The sequence below is a fragment of the Paracoccus aurantiacus genome (assembly GCF_007993065.1).
Lineage (GTDB): Bacteria > Pseudomonadota > Alphaproteobacteria > Rhodobacterales > Rhodobacteraceae > Paracoccus > Paracoccus aurantiacus.
This window is the reverse complement of sequence record NZ_VOPL01000015.1, coordinates 14,887-28,022: the sequence shown is the minus strand read 5'-3', so window position 1 is coordinate 28,022 and position 13,136 is coordinate 14,887. Positions and strand designations below refer to the sequence as shown.

Sequence of the window (13,136 nt, the reverse complement as noted above, 5' to 3'; positions counted from 1 at the left end):
TCGAGGGCATAAAGCGGACCCTCAAGCCGGGCGGCATGCTGATGCTGCACGGCTATCGCCCCGAGCAGATCACCTACGGCACCGGCGGGCCGCCCCACGCGGAAAACATGTACACCGAGGAAATGCTGCGAGAAGGGTTTTGCGACATGCGGATCCTGCACCTCGCTGCCTACGACTGCGAGATCGAGGAAGGGAAGGGGCATGCCGGGATGTCGGCGCTGATCGATCTCGTTGCGGTGAAGCGCTGACTCGCGGGCGTGTTTCTAACCGATGTTCCAGATGCGTATAGCCAAGCGGTAAAAGCGGCCGTTCATTTATACCGCAGCGAACGGCCCCTTCGTCCGCTCAGCCGCCGCCCGGCCAGCGAAAATGCTGCACCGATGATCGAACGGCAGGTCTGGTGAATGCTGCATTGCAGCGTCGAGCCATCTCGACTGTCGGCAATGGGCCGGGAGCGACGTCCGCTGATGCCTGCCGGCTGTTAGACCCGCTGCGGCGCCGCATGTCTGCTCCGAGCCCAGGCTACCACATGCAGCTAATGCAGCATTTCGCAGATGCAGAAACATGGCACTAGTAATTTCGGCCCTTTGCAGACGTTGGCGCGACGATCTGATGCTACGTCGCGGCTTCACCACTGCGGACATTCGGGGTGCCTGCAGCAATCTTCCTGTCCGAGCTTGAAGCAGGCTTCGCGCGGATTGCGGGTTGGCGTCGCGCAGAGTAAAAAATTCCGAGCAACACCGGGAGGTATTTATGGACCAGTCCGATCAGGAACTCGAGCGTCTCAGCGCGCTGTTGCATGCGCTGCCCATCGAGAACATGCCCATGACGCTCAGTGAACTTGATGGCTACGTAGTCGGTGTTCTTGCCTGCCCGGATATGATCCCGCCCTCGGAATGGATGTCCCATGTCTGGGGAGAGACAGGTGAGGCAAATTTTCCCGATCAGAAAACCGCCGAAGCCACGGTCGGTGCGGTCATGGCTCACTACAACTCGGTTGCGGAGGCGATGACCCGCTCACCTTGGATCGAACCCATCTACGAGGTTGACCCCAACAGTGATGAGGTGATGTGGGAGCCTTGGATCGATGGCTTCACTCGCGCTATGGGGCTAAGACCGGATGCTTGGGATCGACTGCTCGCTCAGGCCGACGAAGAGACGCGGACGACGATGATCTTCTTGATGGCGCTTCAGGAAATATACACTGGCCACAGCAAGTTCACGGATGAGGAGATCGACGAAATCGACCTTGAAGCACCCAATCTGATCCCGAACTGCGTTGCGACGATACTCTATCAGTCTCGTCCCGAGCTTTCCCGCATGGAGCCCGCAAATCGTTCCGAGATGCCGTTCAACGCCGGTCCCCGGCCCGGGCGGAACGACCCATGCTCCTGTGGGGCGGGCCGCAAATACAAGCAATGTTGCGGTCGGAACTGACCGATCGCCCAAGTCTCTCACGGCCCTTTGCGGCCGGTCGGGGTGACGCATCGCCACAGAGCGGCCTCCCCGAAGCGGTCGGCCACCCAAGATATCGCCCGAACGCGCTAGGGCGGCTACAATCGAATGGTTACGACACCCCTGCCATGTTTCCCATTACTGGTCGGGGGGCACACGACTATCATAGAACTCTGTTGGACGCAGGCACCAATGCCATAATGGGCCTTGCCTTTGGGTAGGTGAACCCAAACGATCCCGGGATTTCAGATGCCTCAAGCTGCATCGACAGCTCACGCAACGTCGCTGCATGTTCGACTGATAGTTCGGTTGGTGCCGCTTCCAACCCAGTGCAGTGATTGAGCAACGACAACAGCTCACCGTCCCGCAGGATGGCGGACTGCCCGTGTTGCACTCCGAGGACGATGCGATGAACCGTCGCCTTCGTTCCCGTCAGTTCGTCCTCCACCCGTGCTAGCAGGATCATGTTTTCGAGATCCTTGAGATATGCGGCAAAGACCGGCTGGTTGATTGCATGCTCCAGAAACTTGTCGACAAGGGAATGCCCGATCCCCATCATTCGGTTCATCTGCTCCTGTGGAGCGAGGTCGCGGTCAAACGTCAGGCCATCGTATCGGGATTTCAAATCCAGATCGTTGCGCCAGATCTCGGGCGTCGCGATCGACAGACCCGCATCAGAGGTCGTGACCCTGCGCCCGTGTGTCTTGGCAGCGTTCCGGAAGAATGGCTCGAGTTGCGGGAGGTCAAGCTGCGGGATTTCCTTGGCCATGCTGACGGAGTCGTACTTCGATGCCGAGCCGAAAAGGCTTCGGGCTGTCGCGAGCGCGTTGTCACCCCCGAACCGGTTGCTGTTGGCAGACCACCAACTCTTCAGCGTTTCCCGGCCTTGTTTCGAAAACCCCTCGGAATAAAGCTCGTCGAATACCGAGGATCCAGCCATGCCGATCACGAGCTGGGCAATGTCCTCGGCTTCCTCCATCGAGGCACTGAGCGTGGCTTGGATACGCGCGAGCTTTTCTTCGAGAAGAGACCAGATACGTGCCTCGACGGTTTCAGGGTTTCGCAGCAGGTAGACCGATACGGCGCGGGTCTGCCCATAGCGGTTGAGGCGACCGACCCTTTGGTGCAACCGCATCGGGTTCCAAGGAAGATCAACATGCACCAGCGTGGCGCAGCGATGCTGAAGGTCGATGCCTTCGCCGCCCGCCTCGGTCGAGATCAGGAAGCGGGTGCGTCCGGCATTGAAGTCTCCGGCCGCCGTGTCACGAGACAAGCTGCGCGCCTCGGTTGTGCCATCGGCATTCGAGATCGTTAGGCGTTCGTCACCGTTGATGAAACCTGAGCTCCCTTCGCCGAAACGCGCTTCCAATGCGTTCAGGACGAGGGCTTGGGTGGCCTTGTATTCCGTGAAGAGCAAGACCGGCTCGCCGACCGGGAGTTCGGTCTCGATCAAGTCAATCAGCCTCTGGATCTTGGTCTCATGGGTGATTTCGTCGGCGCGGGCGAGGATCTCGTCGAGGCGGGCGATCTCGTCGGACATGAGCGTCGGGGAATTTTCTCCCAGAGCACTTTCCTCGCGTTGGGACCGTTCGTCGTCTTCTTCATCCTCTGGCGGCTCTGCGATCTGTGCGGCGCGGCTTCCACCTTGCACAATCGTCGTCGCCAGCATGCCCCGCCGTTTCGACAGGGCGCTGCGGATCGCCGCGATGGAACTGGCGGCAAGCTTCTGGAGCGCGATGAGCAAGAGCATGCGCGAGGTACGCTCTCGGCCGGCAAGGTCGCTCGCATAGGCCCGCCCATCGAGGATGAACTCGCTCATGACGTTGTAGAAATCTGCCTCCGCCTCGGTATAGCCGTAGTCGACGGTCTGGGTGTTCACCGGCTTGAACAGCAGCTTGCCTTGTAGGTCGGTCACCGTGGCCTTGTTGTTGCGGATCATCGCTTCGGGCAGATGCGCAAGCTGCTCCTCGATCTCGCGCTGAGGGTCGAACAGATCGGGCCGCAGGAGGTGCATCAGGGCGAGGAAACCAAAGTCCTTGCCCCGGTGCGGTGTGCCCGTGAACAGCACCAGCGAGCCGATCTTGCCTGCGGCCTGCATGTCCTTCAGCAGGTCATATGTCAGGGTTGCGCTGCGTTCGACCGCCTGGAAGTGGTGGGCTTCGTCGACCAGAACCAGATCCCACGGCTCGGCCATCAGCAGGCGCTCGCGCGCTCTGTCCATGCGGAGCGTATGGAACGAGGCGACCACTTTGTCGGCCGTCTCCCAGTAGCTGACCTTTCCGCGATCGAGGTCGGCGGAGTAGAGGTTGAGACGGATGTCGAACATCGTTTTCATCCGGTCGCGCCATTGCGGGGCAAGACGGGCCGGGGTCAGCACCAGAACGCGCTTTACCCGGTCCGAGGAGAGCAGCGGATCGAGGATCAGGCCCGCTTCGATGGTCTTCCCAAGGCCCACGTCATCGGCGACCAACCAGCGGGCTGGCCAATTGCGCGTCACCTGCCGGCAGACCCAGAGCTGATGGGGCAGAAGCTTAACCCGGGTGCGCGTAAAGAGGCCCCATTGGTCGTTGATCGACCGGATCAGGAGCGCCTGCGCCTTCGCCAGCGTTGCTGTCGAGTCGTCCGTAGTGAGGTCGGCAAGCCGATCCTCCAGCGACTCGATGCGCATCAACTGGGCTGTCTCCACCCTATGAATGTCCGTGCCGAACTGGACGAGGCTGAAGACCCCCTGATCGACCACGATACGGCCTTCACCATGATCAGGATGCCGAACGGATTGCTCAGGGGCGAAGGTCGTCATTTAATGGGGTCCTTTTCTTCGTCGTCTGATTGCGGCCCAGTCGAGGGTCCTGGCCTGAAGATGTCGGCCTGCGCGCTCTCATGCTTCTGGGTCATCAAAAGCTGGATGGGAAGGTCAAGGGCGCCACCAAAAGACGCGCGGTCCCTGAGGCCTGCCTCAAACTCGGAATAGATTTCACGTGAGGCGTCCATTCCGCCCAAGTCACGCAGATGTCTCCAACCGATCCGATCCGAGAAACGCTTCATTGCCTCGGAGTTCGCCCAGCCGTAACCGTGCATGTTTCCGCCGAGATCGCCCCAGATACCGGCCCGCACACCCTCGCGGATCATCCAGTTCGCACCGGTTCCCAGCGCACGGATCAGCGAAGCTCCCTCGGTACCGCGCCGCTGATGCGACGGCGAGGCACTCGGCCACCAATGATCGACGAGGCTGATCACTCCGTCGCGTTGAACGAATCTTGGCAGGTTTTGGTAGACGTCGACGTAATCTGGAAGCCAGCGCGCGACGACGTATAGCTCTCCCAGCGCACGGCGCCAGCGGCGATAGTCCTCGGCCTTGCCGTCTATGCTCGCAAGCTCGTCCAGCCGATCCGTCCACGGCTTGTAGCTATGGGCCTGCGAGATCCGCGCCATCTCTCCCCACCAGCCGGCGCCCCGGGCGTTTTTGATGAAGTTGCGGCTGGCGGTCGCGTTGCCCCATTCGATGCTTCGGAAGACCCCCTGGGCGAAGAAGGTGAACCAGCCTTCAGGATCATCGTCGAAGTTCTTGTCGCGGAGCCGTTCCGGTTTGGAGTTTGCAGGGTATGTCTCCAAGCTGTAGTTGCTGCAAAGCACCTGGGATTGTCGCGTCCACCATGCATGGAGACGCTCGAGCACGAGTGCTGGATCCGGCAGATCCTCAGGCTGGCCAGTCCCGTAGTATACCTGTTCAGGGGCAGAGTAATGGGTCCCATCGAGGCGTTCCTCGTGTTCGCCGGCATAGAGATGTGGAAGAATGTGCCGCAGAAGATCGTTGCGGTTCAATCCCTGTGCGAAGTCACTATCGCAAAAGGTTTCGAAATCATGGGGGAGCCAGCTGCACCAGCGGACACGCAACTCCTCGGCCAGCTTTTGGCCTCTCTCGCCGCGCATCATGTAAGTCACGACCGCGCGCTTCGCTTCGATCGTTTTGCATTCGCGGGCGAATTGGGCGAGCCTCGCCGGTGCAAGAAGGCTGCCGAGATGACCGCTACCGCGTGCGAGTTCGTAAAGGCTGAGCGCGTCGCCGGTGTAATCCCCGGAAAGGACGTATTCCGATGGCACGAACTCGGAAATCAACTGCTCGTCCGGACCTGCCCGGTCATTGCCATGCGGCATGAATGCTGCCGGCCCCCATTTGCCGTCCGCCATGCGGAATGTCGCATCGCGCAAGTGGAGCAAGGTCTGGTCTCTCTCGCCCTGCTCCATGCGCGTGGGTGATAGGATACTGCCAAGCCAGGTCGCCAGATCGGGGTCGATCCGGCGGGACTCTCGTAGGACCTCCGCCAGAAGGCCACCACCGTGCAGCGGACTTGGCACCCGGAGGCCGATCTGTTCGAGCGTGCGGGCTGCCTTCCTCGACACACTGCGTGACAGCAATCGATGGGCTGCCGGATGGCCTGCAAGCCGCTCCGCGGCGTCCGGCAATTCCATGACGCCGGCCACTTGCCAGAGGACTTCCGTGGCTTGCAACAGCGGCTCAAAGGGGGCGGTGAGACCTGTCGGGAAGACGGGCGCATCGCAGACTAGGCTCGCCCAGCCTAGCCGGGCGGCGTCGGGGGCCAGATTGGTGATGTCACGCGGTCGGGTGTCGTCCACGTGGAGCGACCCCAGCAGGTCGTGACGCAGATCTGGTGTGAAGCTGTCAGCGAGGGCGGTCCAAAACAGGCTTCTTCCTTTGTTCGGGTCTGGGTTGGATAGTCCTGCCTTGAAGGCAAACGCAGGCCAGTGGCTTTCAAGCAGTTTTGCCAAGGCCTTGAGCCTGCGCGCGAGGCTGGTGCCGTGCTTACGGAAGAGGGCCTTGCGTTCGTCCAACGTGCCCCGCAGATGCCCCCGGCCTGGGTTAACTGCAAAGCTGCGGCTGTTAATTAGCCAGTGCGGGCGCGCGTCAACATCCAGCGGTGCCAGCAACCACAGGCCGGGTGTTCCTTTGGCGGGGGGGATCGGCCCGGTGGGACCGAGAGGCAGGAACAGCGTGGTCTCGTCGTCCAGGTCAAAGACAAGCGCCTTGCCGGGTTCGGTTCCGGTCAAAGTCAGAATGCGGACGTTCTCGGCTCCCGTGTCTTCGAAGGAGGCGCCGAAGGTCTCGACGAGAGCCTCCTTGCGGATATCGACCTGCCGGATGCCGCGCGCCATGGCGGGCAACCAGCGCGCCGACCGGCGGAAGGCGTCCCAAGCCGTGTCGTAGTCCTGTCCCGCGTTTTGATCGAATTCGATGATCGTGGCGGGGCGGCCCTGCCTTGTCGCATCAAATGAACGCTCCTTTCCTTGATCCCAAGGATCGGGCAGCAGCCCACCGCGAACCTGGCAGGCGACGTGTCGGCTGGCAATGCGCACCTGATCGGCCAGCAGATGTACTGCCTTGAAGCCGAGGCCGAACTTCCCAGTCACGGCCTCCGCGCGATCCTTGTCACTGAGGTTGAGCAGGAGCATGTGGTACAGGTCGCGGTGCCATCCCATGTGTTCGCCGTGACTGCCTGCACCGACAACATTGATGAGCCTTCCCCAGTGACTCATGGTTGTGGTTCCGCGATCTCGTGACAGCTCGAACTTTCCGGGAGCATCGCTCCAGGCTGGATCTTGCTGCCAGGCGTCGTCCGCGTTCTGGAAAAGCTCGAAAAAGACTCGTGCCGGGGCGTAACCGTCCTCTGTAATCCGCGTCCGCACGCGTTCTAGCAATTCCGCGTGACCTTTGGGTTGATCAACTTTCGTCCAAAGCTGGTCTTTGAGCTTTTGGCGAATGGCTTCGACACCGTCGCCAGCGCTGCGCACTGCATCTTCGTAGTCCTTGCGCGCGCATTCCAGAATGCCGCCTTCCCTCGGCTTCATCTCGCCAAGGATCTTCGGCATCTGGTCACGGACTTCGGCCCTGACCGCACTCGCGACATGTTCGGCAAACCGCGCACGACTGGCTAGAAGGGTGTCCAGAGCTGCGCGTGCTTCGGGTTGATCCCTTACACTGCCGACATATTCTTCAGCGAGGGTACGGCAGAATTCAGTGACGTGTCGGTCCGTCAGACGCATATCGTCTGGCAACACGACGTCGAGAGCGCGTCGCCTGGTCAGGTTATGCAGGTCCTTGGTTTGCTCGTTTTTCCAGTTCTGACGGATTGTTCCAACGATCTCCAATGGCTGCGCGTCCCCGAGCGGGAGCATCACGGGTGTTCCCGCGATGCTGACGAACTCGTCCTCACCTTGTAGATCGCGTCGCGGGCGAAACTGGATTCGCATTCGTGCGGATCGGGCCATGAGGCTCTGGTCGCTACCTTTTCGATACGCCGTGTCTACCTGGTTCTCGAAATCGCGCTCGATCCCCTCGATCACCGGGGTGGCCAGCCCAAGCTCTTCACGCATCAACGCGCGCCAGCAATCCGACCGACCGAGCATGAACACCAGAACGGCGAGCATCTCGGCGGGAACGGCAACTTTTGCACGGGCGAGGATCGGCCTCAGGCTATCGGCGGACTGCTTTTCCGTCAGTTCAGCGGGCGCGTCACTTGGGCGAAGCTTTCGCGGGTCGTCACTCGAACCCTGTGCCGATTGCGGGAGCAGCCGCGACAGTTCGGGGTCAAGACGATGCGCGAAGGCAACGGCACCGCCATGCGCGACCACCTCGTCGGCGGCACGCCAGGTTCCGTCGCGCGTTGGCACCCGTGTTCCGGAAAGGATTTTCCCGATCTGATCGTTCGATGTTCTCGCCAGAACACGGAAACCCGAGTCATAGACGGCACGAGCAGACTGGTTCCCTAAAGCGGCGATGCGTGAGAGAGAATCCATCCAACCATGGAAATGGTCAGACTCAGGAGCCCCGTGCTGCTGGACCTCGCGCACGATGGTCTGTGCCTCGGCGCCTGGCGCCGACAACAGCCAGGCCAGAAGGGGCCATCCCGGCAAAGTCAGGGCCGCGCCCTCTTTTGCGAGAGATTGCAGGGAAGGGGCGATGTCACCGGGCCGCTCGCCGATCCAGCACGGGAGGCTTCCATCAGAGAGACGGTCCAGAAGCGCACTTTTGCTTGCGGCGGTGTCCTTCAGCACACCGTCCTTCACCAGAAGACGCAGGGCGTCCTCGTCGAGCAGGCCGACTGATACATCTTCGCGTGTTGCCATGTCCGAGGGGAGCAGGCCCGAATTCAAGCCTGGTAGATCCATTACTGCCGTCGGCGCGACTGTGCGCCCGTCGATCAGGGTGAGCCATTGCGTCTCAGCAAGCAGAGGTAGCGTTTCCGCTGTCCTGCCATCCCGAATGGCTGCGATGATTAGTGCAACATGCTTTGCAGGCTCGGGTTGACCGAGCAAGAATGCAAGTTGCCGCTCCGCAGACCAGATGCGCCCCGAAGTTATCCGGCGAAACTGTTCCTGCGCCGCGTTGCCGGACGGGGCGTGCAAGATCGGCACGTCGATGCCGTCTGGAAAGGGCAAGTTCGGGTTCTGGCGAAAGCCATGCACAGCAGCAACGCGCCCCTGGTTGGTCTCGAAGATCGGCAGAAGTTCGAGATCTTCATCCGGGATATTCGCCGTGAAAAAGGCCGAGAACAGTTCGGGCGAAATCGGAGTGGCGGCGATATACCTCTGATTGGCCACGAACTTTTCGCCAAGTGTCGCACCATCGAACTTCCGGACGCCAAGCTGTCCCTGTTTCACGGCGTCAATGCGCATCATCAGGGTCGAATTTAGCAGGATGGTCTTGTCGTCTCTTCCAACAAGGCTGCGCGCGAAAGTGTCGAGTTCGCCGTTCCCACCTTCGATCCACAGCAGGTCGCGGTCATCGAAGCGGGCATCGCGGCGTCCGGCAAGGAGCGCGCGCAAGTGCGGGCGGTACTTGCTCTCGTTGCTCCAGAGCTTGTGCATTAGGTCGAGACGCGCTTCATCTGGTCCCGAAGCATCTGCCTCTGCGGCAAGACGCGCCGTTTCGTAGGAAGGATCTTTCGCATAGGTCAGACCGGCTCCGAGCTCGGTCAGGAGCTGGGCAGCCTCGGCGTAGTTGATCATCATGGCGCCGGCACCGGGAGCTGCACGTTCGAGCAGCTCGACAAGCTTCCGGTTCTCGTTATTGTAAGCGAAAAGGCGACCGCTGCTTGCTGCCTTTGACAGATCGTCGAGGCTAGCGCTGCGCGGGAAGCCAAGCCCCTTGTCGACACGGACGATGTGCAGTGTCCGGAACTCCGGATCGCTCTGCGCCTCGGCCAAATTGTCTCCCATCGCCTTCAAGATGGCAATTGCGGCGGTTGCGGCCGCGTCCTCGGTCGCGGTGTCCTTCAGCAGCGGTTGCAGGGCCGTCAAGAGGACCTTTGCTTCGATCAGCGACAGGATTCCGGCTCCGAAGCTTGTCGGACGCCAGTCCTGGTGAATACACAGCGGCGCGGCCTCGACCGAGGCTAGCGTCCGGCGCATCTGGCTGTTGCGCATCACGCTGGGTGGCATGGGCAGCACGCAATCATCCGGAAGATGGCGAAGGACCATCCGGATGTGTTCGCCCTGTGCCATATCGACATCACGCTTTGTCATCGCCTGGCGAAGCAGGCTCAGGACAGGCGCGACAAGCCCTGCCGACTTGTCCAGACGCTCGCGGCGTGCAAAATCAAGGAATTCGCCAAACCGTGCGAGCTTTCCCCCCTGACCAAATGCAGCGGCGGTCAGGAGCCCGGCCATTTTCGCAAGTTCCTCGTCCTGCCAAGCCGCGGCAACTGGCGCCAGGACTGCGTTGGACCCCACTGTTGGAACAAGGTTCCACTCAGCCATGCGTTGCTCGAGGTCGGGGATCAGTTCCAAGATGCGGGGAAGCCGGGTATCTTCCGGCGCGGGCAGTGCCCGGAATTGAAGATTTGGCGCGTTCAGCGTCCAGCCGACCTTTCGGTCGTTCAAGGTCCGCGCCAGAACTTGCCGCGACGAGATTGCATTGCGATGGTTCCTTATGAGCCCGGACGCATTCAAGCCCGATACGACTGCCTGCAGCCTCATCTCGGTCAATGCGTCTGACTCGAGCGCATCCATCAACAAACCCGGCAGCAGAGGCAGCACGAGTTCGTCGCGCACCCGCGCGTTCCACGCGGCGCTGACGTCATCCGGCGTGTCCTTGTCATGACCGAGGATGGCGTCCCGTCCGCTCGTTACGAAGAAGTAGCCATGCAGAAACAGCCGCACCTGTCCGGTCCCGACGACGCGGGGCGCGCTTTCGCTCGCGACCGGAAGGAAAACGGACCACGTGATGTCGAGCTCATCCTGCCCGTCGGGATCGACGAGAAGCGCTACGGCACCATGCGGCAACGCCTTCTGTGAAACCATGGCATCGTCCTGCCGGTCGAGGATATCAGGCCAACCTTCCGAGGCGGTCAGATCGGACCCAAAATCCGCTGGCGCCATCATTTCTTTGCCGACGCTACGGATTCCGGCGCATAGCGGACCGCCGAAATCCGTCTGCCCCGGCGTTGCGGGATCGAAGCGCAGACGCGGGGAAGCCGCCCGGTCAATGACAATGGACGTGCCATTGGCCACGACAACCTCGAGCTTGCTGACGTTGCGCAACAGCGAAACGATGCCAGACAGCCAGAACGGGTCGTTGGCATCATCCAGCAAGCTTGTGTCGTAGGACTTGGGTAAGAAGCCGCTGGTGGTCGACTTCGGCTTGAGGGTTGGGCTCCGGAGGGGATACCATTGGACCATCTTCCGGGCGAAGCCTGCGAGTCCATTGGACAGAAGCAGATCACGGTCCCGCGCGGTCGGTGCGACTTGCCATTCGACGCAAGCATCCCCGGGTTTCCCGATGACGATGTAGGGATTGACCACCAGGGGAGGAACCTCGGTTTCGTGCCCTTCTGAGACAACGACAAAGGCATCGCAGACGTGGAACGCTGTCTTCTGTCCCATCCCGAACCGCCCGATGGCAGCAGTGTCGGTGGCCTTGATGCTGCCGCCGAAGCGCGCAATGCCTTGCGCTGATTCCTCGTCATATCGGCCGTCGTTCGCAACCATCAGCCCCGGAACTCTTAGGAGCGGGTGATCTGCCTCGGGCCAGCCATGCAGGACTGCGATTCTGACTTGCTCCGAACCGGAATCATCCGCGTTTTGCAACAGCTCTCGCAGGAGCGTCCGTCCGCCCTCGAAATGGTATCGTTCCTTCAGGTTGGTTCGAAGGTCCTCGATGATCGACTTTTCGTCGCGGTGCATCGTCATGGGCGGGAAACTCTTCTCAGTAGGCGAAACGGCGGAAATTACTTTTGGCAAGCCGCACGTTACGGAGTGGACTGGATAAGAGGGCAAAGCGCAAGATCGTCTCGGCTTCGAAGCTCTCTCGCGGCGAGGATCCCGATGGGCGGTGATGCCGCCCATCGGTGAAGCTCGTCACCGAACGCTTAAGAAGAGTACTTCGTGGGAGCTAGGTCCGTTTTTCTGCCCGTCGCGCAGCCCTCTGAGCGGGATGCGAAGGTCCGCTGTTCGCTGATTGCCGCAGGTGCGATGCCGCGGCCTCACAGTCCGCTCTCCGCCCACTCTGCCCTACCTCATCCCCCGATCTCGGGCGCCTCCAGGCGCAGTAGCGCCCCGTCCGCCAGTGGCCGCTGCAGCGTCGCCGCGATCTCGATCGGGGCTGTGAGCTAGGTGTCCCAGTTGCGTCGACGAACTCAACAGGACGGGAACAGGCTTCAGCTTCAGTCAGGACTTCGTCCTTAAGGCGGGGCTGATGCTTTCGGACATCGCGAGCGTAGGCTTTAAGGTGGAGAACTTCACGGCCGAGAATATGGCCGTGCTCGAAAAGAACTGGCCCTCGATCCAGGCCGCGCTCAAACGCTCAGTGGAACTGGTCGCCAGCTTCGGACTTAACGGGCAGACATTGCGCGCCGACAGCGCGCTCCTGCCGATTGCTTATTACCTGCACCATGCCGGCGTGCCTTCAAACTATGTGACGCATTCGAGCTTCGCCAAGGACCGAGAGCAGATCCGGCGCTGGCTCATCCATTCGCTGCTCAAGGCGTCTGGGATCTGGGGCAGCGGGCTTGACACATTGCTGTCCGCACTGCGGGACGAGATACGGCGCGAAGGTGGCGACGGCTTTCCCGAGCCTGGCTTGCGCCGGGTTATGATCCAGCGCGGCAAGTCGCTGACCTTTGAGACCGAGGAAATCGAGGAACTCTTGCACCTGGAATACGGCGACAAGCGAACATTCTCACTTTTGTCGCTGCTCTTCTCCTTCGTCGACCTGCGCAATCAATTCAACGTCGATCACGTCTTCCCGATTTCGCGCTTCACGCGGGCGAAGCTGCAAAAGATCGAGGGCGATCCCGAGGAGGCCGAGACGATCCAGCGCATGGCCAACTGCCTGCCGAACCTGCAGCTGCTTGAGGGGCCGATCAACAACGAGAAGCGCGCTCGCCTACCGGCGGAATGGCTCCGGGAGCACCTCGCAGTCGAAAAGAATCGGCAGAATTACCTCGACAATCACCTTCTGGGAGAACTACCCGAAGATATCTCGAATTTCCGTGCGTTCTACGAGGCACGACGCGAAAAACTGAGACCCCACATCGAAGAGATGCTGGCCACTCCGCGATAGGAGGCATGGCCAATCCACTTAGAATGCGATTAAACCGCGATGGCCACGGCGCCGTTCGACAGAGGCTTTCTCAGGAGCCGCATAGTGCAGTCCGGCCCGTCGC

4 protein-coding genes and 1 pseudogene are annotated in these 13,136 nt (G+C 61.1%); 3 read left to right on the top strand and 2 right to left on the bottom strand.

The features are described from left to right. Together FQV27_RS18250 and FQV27_RS18245 are read left to right on the top strand one after the other, a co-directional pair. Positions 1-248, top strand: a pseudogene (locus FQV27_RS18250) (SAM-dependent methyltransferase); the annotation flags it as partial. Between the two features lie 505 nt (positions 249-753). Beyond that, positions 754-1,437, top strand: a complete 684-nt coding sequence (locus tag FQV27_RS18245) for a UPF0149 family protein (RefSeq protein ID WP_074991450.1) — start codon at positions 754-756, stop codon at positions 1,435-1,437. Between the two features lie 181 nt (positions 1,438-1,618). On the opposite strand, the gene FQV27_RS18240 is transcribed toward FQV27_RS18245, so the two are convergent. Together FQV27_RS18240 and FQV27_RS18235 are read right to left on the bottom strand one after the other, a co-directional pair. Then, positions 1,619-4,255 (bottom strand): DEAD/DEAH box helicase, encoded by a 2,637-nt coding sequence (locus FQV27_RS18240; protein ID WP_147101386.1) that lies wholly within the window; start codon positions 4,253-4,255, stop codon positions 1,619-1,621. Beyond that, a complete protein-coding gene (locus tag FQV27_RS18235) occupies positions 4,252-11,661 on the bottom strand; it encodes a sacsin N-terminal ATP-binding-like domain-containing protein (protein WP_147101383.1) in 7,410 nt (2,469 codons plus the stop codon). The genes FQV27_RS18240 and FQV27_RS18235 overlap by 4 nt, the downstream gene beginning before the upstream one ends. Before the next feature lie 505 nt (positions 11,662-12,166). On the opposite strand from FQV27_RS18235, the gene FQV27_RS18230 reads away from it, so the two are divergent. After that, on the top strand, positions 12,167-13,033 hold the full coding sequence (locus FQV27_RS18230; RefSeq protein ID WP_147101380.1) for a hypothetical protein: 867 nt from the start codon (positions 12,167-12,169) through the stop codon (positions 13,031-13,033). The last annotated feature ends 103 nt before the right edge of the window (positions 13,034-13,136 follow it).